This window comes from Bradyrhizobium sp. Gha (assembly GCF_900113735.1).
Taxonomy (GTDB): domain Bacteria; phylum Pseudomonadota; class Alphaproteobacteria; order Rhizobiales; family Xanthobacteraceae; genus Bradyrhizobium.
Map to the genome: position 1 here is coordinate 64,353 of NZ_FOQM01000008.1, position 17,923 is coordinate 82,275.

The window sequence follows — 17,923 nt, forward strand, 5'->3', positions numbered from 1 at the left end:
TGAGGACTAGATGCCGCGCATCATCAACGCATACAACGAAAACTCCGCTCTCGGAAAAACCATCGCTGACCTCGGCGAAGCGATGTTCGGCGATCAAGCGCAAAAGGAGGTCTACCGCCAAAAGGCGTTCGGCCTCAAACGCGAGAACGACAACATCCCGCTACTGGCTGACGCCGCGGCGAGCGGAGATCGCAACGCCATTGCGCGTTACGGCGTGCTCGCGGGCAAGACCGGCCAGGACGCTGCAGATTTCAATCGGCTGGCCGTCTCAAACCACGCGTCGGGAGTGGACGACCTCCGTCTCGCTCTTGCCACGATGGGCGCAGGCGGGGCCTTCTCCTCGACGGCCGCAGGCCAGGGTCGGGATCTTGCGAACCGCAGCGGCATCGCGAACATCCAAGCGGGTGCCTCGCGGGACGTCGCGCATATTCAGGCCGACAAGCAGGCTGCGAGTGACAAGTACAAGTTCGACAACACGTTCGAGCAGACCTACGACGATAATCCGTCAAGCCCCACCTATGGCCGCACCGTTCTGACGCCGCGTTCGCAGGCAGCCGGGCGCGAGGCGGCGCCAACCAAGGATAGCGTGGTCGGCGGCATGCTCCGACGTGTCGCGGATACGCAGCAGCCCGGCGCTACGCCGGCGGCGGCCGCAGACCCCTTCAGCAGCATGTCTCCGCGGTGGCAGAAGATCGCCGGCGTCGACCTGCCGGAGCAATCACTCATTGAGCCGCGTAGCGGCACCACCGGCATCTCTCGGGATGGCGGCCAAACGGTGATCCTGTCTGACGGCCGAACGGTGCCGGCGACGGGCTTTCAGCCCGTCAGCCAGGAGACCGCACTGGGCCAGGCGCGAGACAACAACGTGCGCGCCAGCGCTGCGCAGCCGTTGACGGCGCCGAACCCGGCGAGCGGTCGTGCTGCGGCTGACGCCGCCGCCACCTCCGGCCTCGGGCCGAAGCTTTCGACCTTCTTGAACGAAGACATTGGCGCAATTCCTGGTGCGACGACGGTGTTGAAGGCTGCCACCGGATCTCCGCAGATCGCTCCAGCAGTGCAGGAAGCGCGGCAAAGCCAGGAGATCCGCAACAATCTTGCGCGAACCGTGCTCCTCGGCGCGCCGGGTCGTCAGACCGTCCAAGCACAAAAGTGGGTGAACGACCTGCTGCCGCAGGGTAATGCACTGGCCAACCCGGCGACGGAGGCCGGGAAAATTCCGGTCGTCGTCAACGCCCTGAAGGCCGACCACGAACAGTACCGTCAACTGGCTCTGGACCCCAATACGGCGCCCCAGGAACGCGCCAAGGCGGTCCAGGCGATGCACCAGATCGAAAACACAGTCCGGCTCTTCACGGAGCCCGCGGCAGGCCCGCCGCCGCCCCAGGAGACCTCTACGCCGACGGCAGGCCGGCCGACAGGCCCCGCTCAGCCTGCCGCGGCCGACCCGCTGGCGCAGGCCCGAGACGCGATCGCGCGTGGCGCCGACTCGGCCGCTGTCCGCCGGCGGCTTCAGCAGAACGGGATTGATCCCTCCGGCCTCGACGTCGGCCAGGCGCCACCGCCGCCTAAGATCGGGGAGATGCGGGACGGTTACTCGTTTCAGGGCGGTGATCCTGCTGACCCGAATAACTGGTGGAAACCCCCGCAGGGAGGCGCGCGGAATAAACCGCAGCAGGTCATCCAGAATGGCCACACCTACACGCTTCAGCCGGACGGAAGCTATCAGTGAGGAGGCTGGGAGCACACGACGTTGCCGTGTGCTCAGTTCTTCGGACCCGGATCTTTGTCGGGCCAAATTTTTTCAAGCCCGTCGATCCACTCGGGCATCAGATCAGAGATATTGTTGTAGCCGAGTTCGAACGTCATCAGCCCAGAGACCAGGGCGTGCGCCAACTGGCTCGCCGCCTCCTCGTCGCGGAGCCCTCGGCCAAAATGAACAATGAAGTTCGGCTGGTCGATCTTCGAATAAAGGCCGGAGACGCCGCGCCAGTTGGGGTGAACATACTCGCTCAGCACGTCGTATGCGGCTGAAAATCCCGGCAGCTTTCGGTCGATTCTCTCGACCAAGGTCAAGACGTTGACCGGATCTGGCATGTCCTGCCAAAGCTTGGTGCCCGCAAACAATCGCATCAGTTTATCGTTGAGTTGCCCCGGCGTGTAGTTCGCTCGCTGCTCCAGAATTTCGAGGAGATACCAAACCATGGCGGCGCTCTCGGCGATGCCGCGTATCAGCATCGCGGCGACCGTGAAATCCTTCCTCTCGAGAACGTCGCACGCGTTGCGTCCGAGTTCTTCGGTTCGCCAAATTAGCGCCTCCCGAACGGAAAGAAGCTGGAACGGCGCCTTAGACAATACACCGATCGCAGCGATGTCGACGCTATCAGGCAGGCTGGCGCTCAACCGCGCGGAGATGCCCCGGGCTTCTGAGAGATCGTCTAGCCATGTCTTCTTTTCGTCGCTGCTCATTGATCGGACCACAGACCGGCGGCTCTGGCTCTCGCGGAGTCCCGAAACGCTAGGCGCCGCGCGCCACCGCTAGGATCTCTTGGCGCTGCTGATCTGACAAGATGTCGCGGTCCGGCAAACTGCCAATGTGCTTTTTTACAAACGCCGCTTGCGTGTCGTCGCTGCCCCAGACGTACTCGCGCGCCTGCCGGACCACATCAAGATTCATCGCCTTGACGACCTTGGTGTGTCCCGTATTCGGAAGCATTTTTGCGTAGCGCTTGTCTTTTGACGCGACGAAAAGCTTATACGGCGACAATGGCAACGCCATATAGCAGGCAGGATTATCCAAGCCTAACGGCATAACGAGCGGTCGATCCGAGGTGAGTAGCGAGACGCTTGACCTGCTGACATCGACAACCGTGAAGGGAAGCGCTGCAATGTCTGGCACGGCGCGGCTGTCGTGGATAATGTCGACAATCATGTTGGCGGTACTGATCCCCACCGCGCCCGGGTTACGCCGCGCCGTCTCTTCTGCCAGCGTACGGATGGGCAAACCACTCCTCGCCTGCGCCTCAGCGAAATCAACCTTCAGCGCGTCAGTAGCTTCGCGCCACATGTCGGCCATATGCGTGCTGATTGCCTTGACCCCCTCAGGATGCCGATAAAACAGCGAGAGCAGATAGCGCGCCCACGTCAGCCGGTGTTCTACGGTCAGCGGCTTGCCCGTGATGAGGCGGTCCAGCACCACGGCCGCGTCGTTGTCGAGCGGCGACATGAATTCAACTTCAAGGTCTTGCGAATTCGCCTCGGGCACGCCGTCGATGCGGTACAAGTCGTACCGCTTGCCGGTGGCGGCAGGAGGGCGGCGCTTTGCCCAGAGCTTGCCGCCATGGACAAGCTTCATCGCGCACAGCATGCCGTCGCTTCCGACCCAGCGGCTCTGCGCGAACCTAGGATTGTAATGATGGTCCCGGGGCAGGTTCATATCGGCCCCGTATATTCCGGTGTGCCGCGATCCTCAAGCTGGTTCCGCCGGTAGTGTTCTGGTAGCTTCTGGCCGCGTGACGCTGGGGAATTGCGCGCCCAGCCCGGCGCCAAAAATATTCAACCGATATTGGGCTGTTGAGCCAGAGAAGTTTTCCGTGACCTCGGGCATGACCGCGATCAGGGCGTCAGCCGGCGGCGCAGAGGTGGGAGGGTGTTGTGTCTGACATTGAAATGGCCTTCACCAACAAGGATGCGGTGAGCAACGCAAGGTACGGACTCGGCTGTGCGATTGAAGGAACCTTCGCAGTTTGGCTTTTCTCGCACGGAAATGAGTATGGGCAAGCTGGCATATGGTTGGCGTATTTTCTCCTAGCTGCAACAGCGACATGTCTGCTCGTCGGCTTCTGCTGGTACTTCTTATGGGCATCTGAGAGGCGCATTGCGCAATGGTACTTGGCGAGTATGACCTCGCTGGTAGGCATCGCTTGCTTGATCCTCGACAGACTTTTTGATTTCGGCTTTGGAAGCTGGGACGTCGCTCTCGCCTTTGGCCTTCTATATTTCGTCGCAGCATACGGCGTTTGGCGTCTTGTTCGCCGCTCTACTGCGGGATGTTTCAACCTCCTGCTGTCGGCCGTGTCGCAGCTCGGTGCCGCTTGGCGCGGGCAACAGCGCAGCTGAAAATGGCCTTCACTCTACTGACGGCAAAACCGCGAAAGGCCCACCCCCCTGGGTATCATCGGAAAGGCGCCTTGTCCGAGCACTCCGACGGACGTTCGCCGGTACGGATACAGGCCCGGTAGCGCCACGGCTCGACAAAGCTACCAGACCACATGCCGGCGCCGGCTCCTTCGGCCCGGCGCTGGGCATCTGCGTACTGGCCCGCAGAATATTGCGGCCAGTCGAGCGCATGCCCGTTCGAGACCATCCAATGCGCGATATCCGGTCCGGGGTCGCCGAGCTTACACACGGCGACGATGCGACCGTACTGGTCTCGATCCTTCGGTGCACAGATGACAGGGCGCTGGATCGCAAAGAACAGGCCAGCCAGGACGGCGGCCGCCTTCTGCCCGCATCGGTAAAGCTCGCTGTCGTCGCCCCGGCAAAGCTGATCGCTCTCCGGCGCATCGATGCCCCACAATCGAATCCTGGTGCCGTGGATCTCTATCGTGTCGCCGTCGATCACGCTGGCGCGGCCCTCGATGTTCTCGGCCGCCGCGACGCCGCCAGGCATGAGCATCGCCAAGATGGCTAACAGCGCTGACAGCCGGGTCATGACACCTTCTTTGTGCGCCGGGAGAGTGCGGCAGGTTGAGGATCGTCGACCGGCCGACTACGTACTGGGGGAGTGGTTGTTGTAAGCCATCACAGCTGAGCCATCACAGCTCCCGTTCCATCGAGGGGTGAGCCCGGTTCTTCACCTTCACCCAGTGCTTCTGCCGTCCGCCTCGGTACGGCCGATCCCGATGCTTTGAGACCAAGCCTTCGAGACCCATGCGGCACGCCGCTCGGAATAGCTCCGGCCCGATCTCGCCGCGCTCGAAAGGCGCAACGGTGATGCCGTCCGGACGGCGCGCCAAAAGCGTTTCCAGGTTGGTCTTGCGCAGGTGCAAGGGCAGGGCGCGCAGATCATCACCGCCCATGGCGAGGATATCGAAGGCGTAAAGCTGCACCTCATGCTCGTGCTTGCGGGAGTGCAGCGCGTTGAAATCGGAAATGCCGTCGAGGCCGAGGACCACGGCTTCGCCATCGATGACGAACTGCTTCTGCCGATTCTTCAGCGCGGCCTCAGCAATCCAGGGATAGCGCTTGGTCCAGTCGGTGCCATTGCGCGAGAGCAGGCGCACGCGTTCGTTCTCCCGAATAACCAGCATCCGGTAGCCATCATGCTTTACTTCGTGAATCCAGTCCGGCCCGTCGGGCACCTGCTTGCCAGCGGTAGCAAGGCACAGCTCGTACGCGATACGCATGAAAGCCCAGATATGCACTCACACGCGAATTTACCAAGCCGAGCCGACAGGGCGAGTTCCTAACCGGAACAGTGCTGAAGCGAACAGTAGGAATGCTGCAAGCTTGATAGCCTCGTTCTCGCTTGGTCCTTGCTAGCGTGAAGACCAGGTAACCTCCAGCGGCCCCGACCTCACCGCTCCCCTCTACCGGGGCCGGGGCCGTCCACGCCCTCATCGTCCCTCGCTGCCCGCGCGCAGGATGGCGCGTTGTTGGCCGCAAGCTGACAGACAATCCTCCCACGGCGTGTGTCGAGCGGATTGCCTTACGCCGTGCCTCGGAGCGGTAGAGCGAGCTGTACGTCTAGGCGCCTCGTGGCGTTGGCCTGGACGAAAGCCTCAAGCGCGGGCGAGAGATCGAGCCTTTCATGAGCAGCGCGCTCGGCGAGCGCATCGGCGATGTCCTCTGTTGCGTCGCGGGACCAGCCCTCGATGGCGTTGAAGACGACGATCCGCACTGGATAGGCATACTGGCCCGAGATCAAGTCCCGTAGCACCGTCTCGCGGTCGGTGTCCTGCTCGTCGGTCTCGCGCCAAGAGCAGCCGGCGCGCGCCCCGAAGTCCTCCAGCACCAGGTAAATGTCGCGGTCCAAACGATCCAGCGGCACAATCGAGGGCGAGGCACGCATGCGCTTACTCCGATACTCTGCGGAGAGACGGCCCCGGCTCGCAGGGGGCAAGGGGGGAGTGGGGCCGGGGCCGCTCCGCCAGCTCGTACCCGCGAGCCAGCGGGATTCACAAGCTTATGCGGCGGCCATTGTTCCTGAAACTCTAAGCGGTTGGGTGCAGTTCGCACCGCCGCTTTTTGTTCTCGTTTCTCGGATGCATGGAGTGCTGTGTGCTGATGTGTCCGAGCCCAGTGGCACCATTACAAGAAAGGGCCCCAGCCGGGGGGCTTCCCGCCAGGGCCCTCAGTTATCCGGCACGACCATTTGGATAGAAGTGCCAGCCGCCTCAAAACTGAACATCGCCCGTGCGGGCTCGGTATGGCGACATTTTGCGGAAAGCTAATCCAGGTTGTGGCGCTTAGGGCGATTGTGTGATCTGCGCTCCACTCTGCCCGCCGGGCGACGATCAGACGGTCCACCTGGTGAAGGATGATGGCAGTGTGGAACTTGACTGATGCATTATGGCCGACGCTTGCCCCGGCGCGTTGGCCGAGCGACAGAACGTGTTCTCCGCTGCGTAACGAGGTCGTCCATCAGCTTCTGCTGAAGCTCTTCGGCCTGTTCCTTTGTCAACCTCTCTGCGAAGTAACCATCTTTTCCCAACTGCGCTGGTCTCTTGAGTTCTCGATCGTAGACCATCCAGTCAACGCTACCCTTCCGAACGATGAACCTAGGGCCCGGCGGCGGTGTGTTGTTGGGCAACGTTAGCCTCCCACCTGGTGGGGCCGCTGGTTTCAAATTTGCACACCAGGCGGCCGTTTATTCTTGAACTGGGACACCGAAAGTCTCAGCACCGTCTAAACTGCAACCTCTATGCCGGTCGGTACCTCGGCGCGTTTCAGCGTGCTCAAATCTGAGCGCTGGTAGCACGATTTGGAGCAAGCCGTGCGGCACATTACCCAAGGCGAACGAAAAATCCGCTACTCACCAAAGCCTTAGGCGCCGTCGCCACCGCGCTCCGGGGTTTTCTCCGGGGATTTGCCGATCGCCTGGCGCAGCAGAGCGATGTCGCGCTCGCAAGCTTTAAGCTTACGCGCGGCCTCCGCGGGAGCCATGAGCCATGTGCCGGCCGGTGCGCGGGCGATGACGCCAAGATTGCGGGCGCGTTCTTCCCATCGCTCGAGGGTCTCGGCTAACGCCTTGACCGCCACGCGCCGCACAGCGGCACCGTGGTGCGTTATTTCGGCTTGGGGCTTGTCCGTCATGGTCGAAAGTCTCTCTGGCGCATGGGCGGGGTTGCTAGGGGGTTTCCAAAAGGCGGTAATGATCCGGCCCTTTACAACAATCTCCGCCTCGCTACCCTGCGCCGAGACTCCAGTTGGTGATGGCCAGATCGTGCGGACCTGGCCATCACCGTGCGGGTGTCGCTCCAGAGGGGCGGGGGTCGGGTTTACATCCTTGCCAAAGGGCCGGTCTCCGTCCCTCGTGTGAGCCGCAACCAGCGACTCAGCGGTTGCAATCTGCCATGCTCCGTGACTCACGCGCATCCGTGCCTGTACGGACCAGCGAGTTATTCGACCTATTCACAGCCTCTGTGAGTTTCGGGGATACCGGGGATTTATCGTCGGGCTGCGGAAGGGCGTTGACCGCCTCAACCGTCTCGCTTGAGCTGGCGCACGTTAGGGTGGTAAGCCCAACCGCAACTCTTTTGAGCCCATTACCTTCATGCCTGATATCAAACTTCCTTCCGGCCTGGTTGTCCCAGGCGATCACCCGCTTGCCATCATCGGTCCTAATGGAGTCGGCAAAACTCGATTGGGCGTATCGATTTCGCAGAACAGCGACGGGGAGCGGATCGCGGCACTCCGTAATGTCGAAATTCCTGACATTCCGATGCAGCGCTTGGCGCAGGCCAGTCAAAACGTGAGGAATGTGCTGAATGAAATGATGTCCCAGCACTGGCGGCAGTCCTATGAGCTCCAAAACCTCCTGTCTGAAATATTAGCTGAGGACCGTGAGAGAGCTGTCGGCTTTCGGACGGAAACGCTCGCTCAGAGAAAGCCGTCTGACGATCTCGTGTACACTCGCCTCGATAAGGTAGTCGGCTGCTGGAATCGTCATTTTCCCAATCGCCAAATAAAGATCGACTACGAACCTGTGGTGGAGCGGAAAATTGGATCCGAAAAGGTCACCTATCCCATCGCTCGGATGAGCGAGGGTGAGCGCACGGCTCTCTATCTTGCCGCTCGCGTAGTCAGCTGCACGAGAGCCGTGATCGTCGTCGATGAGCCCGAGTCATTCTTCCATCCGTTGCTAGCGCGCGCCCTATGGGATGATCTCGAAGACTTGGCGCCCAATACTCGGTTCGTTTACATCACTCACGATATCCCGTTCGCATTGTCACGGAGAAGGGCGCAGTTTGCGATCGCTCGCTCGGAAACAACTGCCGATCTCCTTCCCCCTGCTTCTGCCCTCCCGGCCGATTTAGTGGCCCAAGTTTTTGGCGCAGCATCTTTCTCGGTCACCGCGTCAAGACTCGTCTTCTGCGAGGGAAAGCCGGACAGCTATGACCTGGAGATCTTGAGCGCTTGGCACGACTGCCCCCGGACAGCTGTCGTTGCAACGGGCGGCTGTCATGCCGTCCGCGAGTGCGTTTCGGTTTTTCGGTCCGGTGTGGTTACAGGTGGGCTTGAGGCTGTTGGCTATATTGATCGAGATGGTCAGCCGGATTCTGTGCTGAATTCACATCCACATGTGAAAGCTCACCCGGTCTTCGAGATCGAGGGGTTCATTTGTCTCGAGGCGATTTTCAAAGCAATTGCGAAATATACCGGTATCAGCGAAGCAACAGCGGACGACCGATACCGAGACTTCATCACGACGGCGAAGGCCTCATTCAGGGGCGTGACCTTGCACAAGGAAATTCTTTCGCGCTCAAAGTTGCGTGCGGAGGTCATGCTTGTCGCCTTGATGAACCCGATCAAACCAGATCCCGATTTGGCTAAAGTGAGGACAGCTTTCGAGGTCGCCGCTCCGGTTGGTGGCTGGCAGCCGGCGTTCGCAACGATCTTCACCGAGGAAGGATCTCGTCTGCAAGCTTCACTAACTGGAGCATTCCACGATTTTATCCGCGACTTCCCTTCTAAGAGCTACTACTCCTTGGCCGCGCAACGACTGGACATGACTCCGGATGCAGTCGTCCGCCTAATGTGCCAAGCGCTGAAGATCACGGACAAGGAGTCTGCCGAAAACAAGAAGCTGGTAGAGTTGCGCGACGTGATCGTTACCGCACTGACGCCGTTTATGTGGCCGCGCAAAGTAGCCTAGAAATCTGGTCGCACGTCGGCCCCGCGGCGGCCGCATTTCGTGCAGGTGAATTGCGGCTCGAGATCCGACAGTCTGACGTCGTCGGCCCACTTTTCGACCTCGTCCGGCGCCAGGCGCACCATGTGGCCGCAGCGGTAGTCGGCGCAATAGACCAGCAAGCCGGGCGTCCCGCCTTGGCCGGCGCGCATTTCGCCCAGCGTGATCTTTTGCTCGCGGCCCTGGCTCATTCGCCACCCTCGACCAGCTTTGATCACGCCTGAGTTGACGTCCACGAACGTGTTGAGTGCCACAAACGCTGTCGCGACGATCGCACAGGCGACAAACGGTCACCTTGAACCAATTGGTCGTTCATTCCGCCTCCTGCTTTCCACTACACCTCACCCGGGCGGCAGCTTATGTCACGCGAACGCAGTGAGAACAAACCGTTGCCAATAGGAATGGAAAGCGCAACGGTTTCAACGCTGGGAATTTTCCCAGGTTGCCAAAAATGACAAGCAAAAACAAAGATTAATGCGCATCTGGGAGACTAGGGGTCGGAGGTTCAAATCCTCTCGCTCCGACCATTTTCTTCAGAGATTGACTAAATGCTTGCGTGATCGCGGGTCGGCAAGCGAGGTCCTGCTTTCGGGACGAGTCTGTGCCGGCGGCTGGCCATCCGCACGCGTGGCTCTGGCAGTGCGGCTCTGGAGCAGCCTTGCCATGAGCCCGGGTCTCGTGGGTCCAAATCTTCTTGGTCCAAGTCTCCTGGGTCCAAGTCTCCTGGGTCGGCGTCTCCTGGGGCAACGTCTCATGGGTCCACGCCCGGACGGCGAAAGCGAGCTGATGCTGCCCCATCGTGTCGACGAAGGAGGCTCCTGCGCTCTGCAGCCGTTTGACCAGTGCGCTGGCGCTCAGGTCCATGAGGGCATCGGCTGCCAAAAGGGACACTGACAGCAACGCAATCGCTGACCCAACGACAATTCCCTTCCATTCCTGTGACTGCATCAACTTACTTTATCAGGTAATTCGCCGCCCGGATAGGTGGGGTTTCTGTACGCGGTTCAACCCCTGGAGGGACCAACGCACGTATTCTTGAAGAGCGACGATTCTGTAACGGGGCCCGCCCGATCCTCGCACATGCCGGCCGGCCGCAACCCCGTCAAGGCCAGACGCCGCTACGCGGACCGCCGCAGATACCCCACCAGCATCCGCGTCGTTTCATCCACCAGCCTCCGCACAACTTTCTCCGGCAGGATCTCGGCCTGGTTCAGCACCACGTTATGCGCGACCGCCTCGGTTGCGCTGACGCAAATGAAGGTTGCGACATCGAGGTCGAGCTTGCGCATCTCCTTGCGGCGGCTGTCGAGATAGGCGCGCACGAGCGCGTGGACCTCGCGGCCATAGGCTTCGACGTCGAGCTTGCCCGCACGCGGGATCTGCTCGGCGAGGACGCGATGCAGTTCGGGCCTGATGCGGTGCGCCTCGATCGCAACGGTGACGAGGCGGCGCACGGCTTTTTCGATCGGCATCTCGGCGACTTCGACGAGCGCTGCGCGAACCAGCGCCATGATTTCCTCGTTGTGACGATCGATCACGGCGGCCACCAGCGCCTCCTTGCCCGGAAAATACTGGTAGAGCGAGCCGATGCTGACGCCGGCGACTTCGGCGATCCGGTTGGTGCTCGTCTTCTCAAAGCCTTCGCGAACCAGAATGCGAGCAGTTGCCTCGACCAGCGCATCGACCGTGGCGCGGGATCGCTCCTGCGAGGCTTTTTTCCGGGGTTTCGTCGCTGCCTTGCGCGCCATGGCCTGCCGTTTCGAATGCGAGTAGAAAAAGCGAGCGATTGCTCGCATTATGGCGGGGTCAACGATGCAAGGATAGAAGCAAAATGGTGCTAGCCGGGCGCAGAAAATGAGGGCAGGAGCATGAGCGTTGCGAAGATGCTGTCGATCGGGCGGCTTTGCGAATGCAATTTCTCGTGGGCGACACGTTCGAACGATCCTGCGCCGAGCTTGCAGAGCCGCCTCTTCAATTGGCTACTCGGCCTGCTTCCCTACAAGAAGCAGCTTGCCTCGGCCGAGGCCGTGCAGGCACATGTTCAGAGGCTCGCGCTGAAGCCGGCCTCGCACGAGCCTACGGGGCTTGGCCGCGGCGTTCAGGTGACGCTGACGAAGATGGGCGGATGGCCGGTCTATTACACGGCACCGTCGTCGGGTCACGAGGGCTGCAACCACGTCATGTTCCTGCATGGCGGCGGCTATATCAACGAGATCGTGCCGGCGCACTGGCGCTTCGTCGGCCAGATGACGCGCAAGGCGGGCGTCGTCTGCGTCGTGCCGATCTATCCGCTGGCGCCGCGCGCGACGGCCAAGGACGTCGTGCCGGCGACGGCTGAGCTGTTGCGGATGCTGATGGAGGATGCCGGGGCTGCAAAGGTCACCGTGGTCGGCAATTCAGCCGGCGCGGGCCTCGCGCTTGCCGCCTGCCAGTGGCTGCGCGATCGCGGACATCGGCAACCGGCCCGGCTCGTGCTGATCTCGCCGGGCGTCGATGCGACGGTCGGCCGCCCAGAGCAGACGGAGATCGCGGCGCGCGATCCGATGCAGGACATTCCGGGCATCATCGAGGCGGGGCGGCTCTATGCCGGTGAGCTCGATGTCGGCCATCCCTTCGTCAGCCCGCTCAACGGTGCCTTCCGTTCGCTCGCGCCCATGACGATCTTTTCGGGTACGCGCGATCTGCTCTATCCGGACAGCGTTGCACTCTCGGAGCGGGCAAGGGCGGCGGGGGTGCCGGCGGAGCTGCATCTGCTGCGCGACCAGCCACATAATTACGCACTGATGCCGACCCCGGAGGGGCGACGCGCGCGTGCGATGATTGTGCGTGCGGTGGCTTAAAGCGAAGGTGTGATCGTCCTCACGCTGGGCGCCGCCCCCTGGACAAGACGGCCCCCGGCGCGTCTCCTCGCTACGAGTCGTTTTGCAGGCCGTTAGGCGCGGCCCTTGATCTCGTAGTGACCCGGCACGCATTTGAAGCGCTCGAGGCGCCAATTGGCGTGATAGATCGGATGCTCGCCCATCCATTTCGCGAGCGGGGCTTGTGCACCGACTGCACACGCCATCATCGATATATCGGGCGTCATGTTGCTGTCGGTCACGATTTCCTCGACACAGCTACCTGAAGCAGCACCGCTAAGCCTGCAGAGCACGGCAACGACGGTAATGAACATTCCAGTCACCTCATCGGTAGCTTTGACCACGAGGGGGATGCAAGCCGAGTGCCACAGCCTGTTGTCGCCCGGCTGGGCCGACTCACCCCAGCGTCTCATTTGATGATTCGTGCCACTCAACCGAAGCCGGACAAATACGGGGAACCCGATTGGGCGGGGAGCTCTGGCGGGCAGTGCCGCGGCGACGGGCAGCAATGCGGTAGCGGCGGCGGCATAATCCGTGCCGCGAAATGAGCCGCCTCGATGGGCTTTTGCGCCCGGACGCGGCGCTGCTACATTTTGCGCGCGTCGCGGCCGCGGCGCGCCAACGAAGAAACATGCCGATAACGGGAGGGGCGACGTCCCATGAAGGAGTTTGCTGGAAAGATCGCCGTCATCACCGGCGGCGGCACGGGGATGGGGCGGGAGCTCGCCCGCCAGCTCGTTGCCGAGGGATGCAATGTCGCGATGTGCGACGTCTCAGAAGCCGCGATGGCCGAGACCAAGCGGCTCTGCGAGGTCGAGAAGCTGCCGCAGGGCCTGCGCGTCACGACCCACGCCGCCGACGTCTCGATCGAGGATCATCTCAAGCGTTTTCGCGATGAGCTCACCGAGCAGCAGGAGACCGACAAGATCCATCTGCTGTTCAACAACGCCGGCATCGGCGGCGGCGGCAGCCTGTTCACCAACACGCGCGAGCAGTGGGAGCGCACCTTCAACATCTGTTGGGGCGGCGTCTATCTCGGCGTCCGCACCTTCCTGCCGATGCTGGTCAAGGCGGACGAAGCCCACATCGTCAACACCGCCAGCGTCAACGGCTTCTGGGCCTCGGTCGGTATGAACCAGGCGCACACCGCCTACAGCGCGGCGAAGTTCGCGGTGAAGGGATTTACCGAGGCGCTGATCAACGACCTTCGCCTGCACGCGCCGCATGTCAAATGCTCGGTGGTGATGCCCGGCCATATCGGCACCTCGATCGTCTCCAATTCGCGTAAGCTGCAAAGCCCTGACGGCTCGGCGCGTCTCAATGCCGACGAGGTCGTTTTGACCCGCAAGCGCATGGTGGCGGCAGGCGTGCCAGATGCTGACAAAATGTCGGACGAGGACATCCAGGCGGTGTTCGCCGAGCGCGCCCGGAGCTTCCTCGAGGACGCACCGACGACGGCCGCGGAGGCGGCCAGGATCATTCTCGATGGCGTGAAGGCGGAGCGATGGCGCATTCTCGTTGGCGAGGACGCAAATCGCCTCGACGAGCGCGTCCGCGCGACGCCCGAGCAGGCCTATGACAGGGCATTCTTCGACAGCTTTACCCGGGACGTCGGCTGGCGGCTTGGCTGAGACTGTCAACGAGCGCGGGCATATAGGTATGACGATTATCATCGCAAGAGGTGCGACGGTCATTTTGCTCGGATAAATCTGCGCAGAGAATTTGACCTGCCTCCCGCGCGCGTCGTCCGCATGATCCGACCGAAGGTCACGCATGCGCCATGTGTGTTTTGTTCAAGCGATGGTGATCTCGAACGGGTCTCATTCGGCGCAGCCCGGCTTGGTTGGCGAACTAAAATAGTTTACTGAATCAGGGTAACGCCATCATAAAGCGTAGCTCCGATGATACCCGCATGCCTCTCCGACGATTTTGTCCTCTGCCCGGAGAGGGAGGATATCTCCGCCGAGTTCACGCGGCTGCTCACCGCGGCCCAGGAGGGCGGCGCTACCATCGCCGAATGCCTGATGATCGCGCGGCAGCTGAACCGCGGCGACGAACAGTCCTGGCATCGCGAGTGGAAGAAGCTGGCGCGGGCCAACAGGCATCGTGCCGAAGCGGCGTTTGCCGAAGGCCATATGGTGACCGCGCAACGCAACTGGCTGCGCGCAATGAACTACTACAGCGCGGCTGCGATGCCGCTCGATCCCGCCGACGAACGCCGATGGGTCGCGGTGCTTGCGATGCAGGAATGCGCCCGCCGTTTCCTCACGGCGCGCGGGCCAGCCGGCGAAGTCGCGACGATCCCATGGGTCGAAGGTCATTCGTTGCAGGGCTATTTCCTGCCTGCGCCTGCGACGAACGGCCGCGCTCCGGCCGTGATCTGCATCGGCGAGCCCGGACATCGCAAAGAGGAATTCCTGGTCAAGCTTGCGCCGCATGCGCGCGATCGCGGATTCGCGATGCTGGCGCTCGATCTGCTCGGCGAGGAGCGCGACGACTACGTGGACGTGTTGCTGCAGCGTCGGGACCTCGAGAGCTCGATCGCCAGCGCGATGGATTACCTGGAGCTGCGCAGCGACGTCGATTTCGATCGTGTTGCGATCGTGGCCGACGGGTGGGGCTCGTCGTTCGTTGCACGCGCCGTGTTGCAGGAGCCGCGGTTTGCAGCGGCCGTGTGTGATGGAGGTCTCTGGGATCTGCACGAGCGATCGTTCTTTGCCAGTCGCTTTGCAATGAGGGACCTCAGCATCGTCCCGGTGCCGCATGCGCCGCTGATGGCTTCGAGCGCCGAATGTCCGGTGCTGATCACGCTGGGCGAGGATGGTTGGCTCGAGGCAGACCGGGCGCGTCAGATCGTGCAGAAATCGCGGCTCGGCAGTTCGGACGTCGTGCTCAAGGTGTTCACGGCGGCGGAGACCGGCGCGGCGCAGGCCCATGCCGACAACCCGACCCTTGCCAACGAATACATTTTTGACTGGCTCGAATCGCAATTCGGCGCCACCGGCAGGCGGATCTGAGCGCAGCGCCGGCGTCCAAAAGGGATTTGCGCCTCAAAACTCGAGGGAGATCCTGACGCAGGCCTTTTCGAGGCGGGTCTTCAGCGTCGCGAGCTTGGCGGTGAATTCCGTCAGCTCGTTCTCATCGAACTCCTGGAAGACGAATTCGCGAATCGTCTTGTACTGCTCGTTGAGGCTCGCGATGTGCTTCTGCGTCTTTTCGACCAGCGACAGCCGCACCACGCGCGCGTCGGTCGGCGAGGGGCGGCGGCGCAGCAGGCCCTTCTTCTCCATGAGCTTGGACTGGGTGGTGACGAAGGACGGGTCGACGTGAAGCAGCTTGGAGACCACGTTGACGGGCACACCGTCGTCCTTGTCGAGGTCGGAAATCGCCATCAGGATCAGCCATTGCGGTCCGCTGATGCCGAGTGTCCTCGCCCAGTACTGCCGCAGCTCCTCGAGATACATGTTGATCGACGATATCTCCCAGGTGAATCGCCTGATGATATCGAGATTGCCCGCGGAGCGGAGGCGCGCCCCTTCTTTCCTCGTCGCTGACACGGCGTCACTCCCGCAAGCTGATTGTTCTGGCTGGTGTTCGCTGCAGGCATAGTCCACGCAACTCTGTCCTGACGCAAGTGCAGAGCAGGGTAATTATGTCACGGAAATTACAAATATGATCCGGTCAATCTTTTCGCCAAATCCGGTGTTGCGCGATAGACACAGAGTTAGTGAAACTACAAAGCTGATCTAATAAACTATTTTGCTTAATGGAACACTGCAGGCATATTGATCGGTGACGGTGGGAGTTCTCGATCGTCCCGTTGCAGGTGGTCCGCTCACGTCCCTCGCGTCTCGAGCGGGGGTGTCCGAAAGCGCGAAGCGGCCGAGCGGATTTGATGAAGAGACGGGGATCTGGGGGGCCTTGCGGTCCGGTCTCCGTAAAATGAGCAACTTGGAGGTTTTAAATGAAACTGGTGAAGAGCCTTTTGCTCGGCACTGCGGCGGGTCTGATCGCCGTCGGTGGAGCTCAGGCGGCTGATCTTCCGTTGAAGGCCAAGGCCGTCGAATACGTGAAGATCTGCTCGCTGTATGGTGCGGGTTTCTACTACATCCCTGGCACCGACACCTGCGTCAAGCTGGGTGGCTACGTCCGCGCCGACGCAATTCTCGGCGGCGCCGGCGACTATGGTTTCAACAACAGCACGAGCAGTACGAACGGCGGGTCGAACAACCGTCTGACCAACTACTACTACAGCCGCGCTCGTTTCGACCTCAACGTCGATACCCGCACCGCGACCGAATACGGCGTTGTCCGCACCTACGCCGATATGGTTTTCACCTACGATACGTCCAACGTCACCGGCAGCAATCCGTCCGCGATCTCGGCCAGTGCGCCTTCGCTCGGTCTCTTCCATGCGTTCATCCAGTTCGCCGGCTTCACTTTCGGCCGCACGGTCTCGATCTTCGATGCCCCATGGCAGAGCTATCCGGCTGGCGGTCCTGATAGCATTCCTGGCGGCTCCAACCACGTCAACGGCGTCAACCAGGTTGCCTACACGGCTGACTTCGGCCAGGGCATCACCGGTTCGCTCGCGTTGCAGGATGAGACGACGGCCTCCAACGGCCAGTCGAACCTCTGGAACGTGTCGTCCGGGACGGCAGCTCAGTTCGTGACGGGCGTTTATGGTGCGAATGATTGGGGTGGAACGCGCTCCCCCGACATCATCGGTGCAGTCCGTGTCGACCAGGCCTGGGGTCTGGCCCAGATCTCGGTCGCTGCGCATGATCTCCATACGGCCTACTATGGCTCGACGGAATCCGCCGGTCACCCGGAGGACAAGTGGGGTTGGGCTGTGCAGGGTTCGTTGTCGATCAAGAACATCCCGACGGGTGCGGGCGACAACATCAACCTGCAGGCCGTCTACACGGACGGCGCGACTCGTTACAACTTCCAGAGCCTGTTCCCGCAGAGCTTCTTCATGTTCGGCGGCAGCGGCTCCGCGTATCAGAGCATCGGATTTGCCGGCCTTGCTGACGGCGTCTTCGGAACGGGTACCGGGATCGACACCGTCAAGACCTGGGGCCTCCGTGGTGGTTATACCCACAACTGGAGCCCGAACTGGGCGAGCGCCGTCTATGGTGGTTATGCCCAGCTGAAGTATGGCACGACGGGCAAGAGCCTGATCTGCGCCAACTTCGCGACGATCGCCGTCGCCGGTTCGACCTGTAACCCCGACTTCAACTTCGGCGTCGTCGGTGTCAACACCGTCTGGACTCCGGTGAAGAACCTGGCGTTCACTGCGGACTTGAGCTGGTCGCGTCTGGACCAGAAGTACTCCGGCGCCATCACTGCTCCGGCGATTGCGACCGCCGCCAAGCCGGGCGCCGTGTATGAGCTGAAGGATCAGAACTCGGTCACCATGATGCTGCGCGCCCAGCGCAACTTCTGATCATCGATCGCGATGTCTCGATCAGAGAACCCCGGCGGGTAACCGCCGGGGCTTTTTCGTGAAGAAAACTGCTTAGGCTCCGAAATCTCCTGCGCGAGCGACGAAGACGAGCTATGCGATTCGACCGGAACCAATCTTATTTACTTACCTGAGTTGCTCAGCTATATAGGGCTCAGCCGGTTTCGAATACTCACGGCTCTTAGC

The 17,923-nt window shown here is 61.6% G+C and carries 17 protein-coding genes; 7 read left to right on the plus strand and 10 right to left on the minus strand.

Annotated features, from left to right (window positions below; all coding sequences use genetic code 11):
* Positions 1-10 precede the first annotated feature (10 nt).
* Positions 11-1,729 (plus strand): hypothetical protein, encoded by a 1,719-nt coding sequence (locus tag BM222_RS13365; RefSeq protein ID WP_092228713.1) that lies wholly within the window; start codon positions 11-13, stop codon positions 1,727-1,729.
* Positions 1,730-1,761: 32 nt separating this feature from the next.
* Here BM222_RS13365 and BM222_RS13370 read toward each other — a convergent pair whose 3' ends face one another.
* Both BM222_RS13370 and BM222_RS13375 read right to left on the minus strand, forming a co-directional pair.
* Complete coding sequence (locus tag BM222_RS13370) at positions 1,762-2,466, minus strand: hypothetical protein (RefSeq protein WP_092228714.1); 705 nt, start codon at positions 2,464-2,466, stop codon at positions 1,762-1,764.
* Positions 2,467-2,515: 49 nt separating this feature from the next.
* Positions 2,516-3,433, minus strand: a complete 918-nt coding sequence (locus BM222_RS13375) for a DUF4238 domain-containing protein (protein ID WP_092228715.1) — start codon at positions 3,431-3,433, stop codon at positions 2,516-2,518.
* A gap of 218 nt (positions 3,434-3,651) precedes the next feature.
* On the opposite strand from BM222_RS13375, the gene BM222_RS13380 reads away from it, so the two are divergent.
* Positions 3,652-4,116: a hypothetical protein gene (locus BM222_RS13380; RefSeq protein WP_143105950.1), complete on the plus strand. Its 465-nt coding sequence runs from the start codon at positions 3,652-3,654 to the stop codon at positions 4,114-4,116.
* A 55-nt stretch (positions 4,117-4,171) separates the two neighbouring features.
* Here the strand turns inward: BM222_RS13380 and BM222_RS13385 are convergent, their stop codons facing one another.
* The 4 genes from BM222_RS13385 to BM222_RS39985 form a co-directional block, all read right to left on the minus strand.
* Positions 4,172-4,711 (minus strand): thermonuclease family protein, encoded by a 540-nt coding sequence (locus tag BM222_RS13385; protein WP_244547116.1) that lies wholly within the window; start codon positions 4,709-4,711, stop codon positions 4,172-4,174.
* A gap of 103 nt (positions 4,712-4,814) precedes the next feature.
* The gene (locus tag BM222_RS13390; protein WP_092228717.1) at positions 4,815-5,405 is read right to left on the minus strand and encodes an ATP-dependent DNA ligase; all 591 of its coding nucleotides are present in this window, start codon (positions 5,403-5,405) and stop codon (positions 4,815-4,817) included.
* 302 nt (positions 5,406-5,707) lie between these two features.
* Positions 5,708-6,070: a hypothetical protein gene (locus BM222_RS13395; protein WP_092228718.1), complete on the minus strand. Its 363-nt coding sequence runs from the start codon at positions 6,068-6,070 to the stop codon at positions 5,708-5,710.
* Positions 6,071-7,044: 974 nt separating this feature from the next.
* Positions 7,045-7,314, minus strand: coding sequence for a hypothetical protein (locus BM222_RS39985; protein ID WP_143105952.1), 270 nt, complete (start codon positions 7,312-7,314; stop codon positions 7,045-7,047).
* A 460-nt stretch (positions 7,315-7,774) separates the two neighbouring features.
* On the opposite strand from BM222_RS39985, the gene BM222_RS13410 reads away from it, so the two are divergent.
* On the plus strand, positions 7,775-9,376 hold the full coding sequence (locus BM222_RS13410) for an AAA family ATPase (protein WP_092228721.1): 1,602 nt from the start codon (positions 7,775-7,777) through the stop codon (positions 9,374-9,376).
* On the opposite strand, the gene BM222_RS13415 is transcribed toward BM222_RS13410, so the two are convergent.
* Complete coding sequence (locus BM222_RS13415) at positions 9,373-9,603, minus strand: hypothetical protein (RefSeq protein ID WP_092228722.1); 231 nt, start codon at positions 9,601-9,603, stop codon at positions 9,373-9,375. The genes BM222_RS13410 and BM222_RS13415 overlap by 4 nt on opposite strands.
* A 927-nt stretch (positions 9,604-10,530) precedes the next feature.
* Positions 10,531-11,160 (minus strand): TetR/AcrR family transcriptional regulator, encoded by a 630-nt coding sequence (locus tag BM222_RS13425; RefSeq protein ID WP_177243191.1) that lies wholly within the window; start codon positions 11,158-11,160, stop codon positions 10,531-10,533.
* A 120-nt stretch (positions 11,161-11,280) separates the two neighbouring features.
* Between BM222_RS13425 and BM222_RS13430 the strand changes: the two genes are divergently transcribed.
* Entirely contained in the window at positions 11,281-12,252 is a 972-nt protein-coding gene (locus tag BM222_RS13430; protein ID WP_092228725.1) for an alpha/beta fold hydrolase, read from the plus strand.
* A gap of 92 nt (positions 12,253-12,344) precedes the next feature.
* On the opposite strand, the gene BM222_RS13435 is transcribed toward BM222_RS13430, so the two are convergent.
* On the minus strand, positions 12,345-12,584 hold the full coding sequence (locus BM222_RS13435) for a hypothetical protein (RefSeq protein WP_092228726.1): 240 nt from the start codon (positions 12,582-12,584) through the stop codon (positions 12,345-12,347).
* Positions 12,585-12,929: 345 nt separating this feature from the next.
* Between BM222_RS13435 and BM222_RS13440 the strand changes: the two genes are divergently transcribed.
* Together BM222_RS13440 and BM222_RS13445 are read left to right on the plus strand one after the other, a co-directional pair.
* Complete coding sequence (locus BM222_RS13440; protein WP_092228727.1) at positions 12,930-13,901, plus strand: SDR family NAD(P)-dependent oxidoreductase; 972 nt, start codon at positions 12,930-12,932, stop codon at positions 13,899-13,901.
* A gap of 270 nt (positions 13,902-14,171) precedes the next feature.
* Positions 14,172-15,287, plus strand: coding sequence for an alpha/beta hydrolase family protein (locus tag BM222_RS13445; protein WP_092228728.1), 1,116 nt, complete (start codon positions 14,172-14,174; stop codon positions 15,285-15,287).
* A 33-nt stretch (positions 15,288-15,320) separates the two neighbouring features.
* Here the strand turns inward: BM222_RS13445 and BM222_RS13450 are convergent, their stop codons facing one another.
* Positions 15,321-15,827: a MarR family winged helix-turn-helix transcriptional regulator gene (locus BM222_RS13450; protein ID WP_177243192.1), complete on the minus strand. Its 507-nt coding sequence runs from the start codon at positions 15,825-15,827 to the stop codon at positions 15,321-15,323.
* Between the two features lie 407 nt (positions 15,828-16,234).
* On the opposite strand from BM222_RS13450, the gene BM222_RS13455 reads away from it, so the two are divergent.
* The gene (locus BM222_RS13455) at positions 16,235-17,719 is read left to right on the plus strand and encodes a porin (protein WP_092228730.1); all 1,485 of its coding nucleotides are present in this window, start codon (positions 16,235-16,237) and stop codon (positions 17,717-17,719) included.
* Positions 17,720-17,923 lie beyond the last annotated feature (204 nt).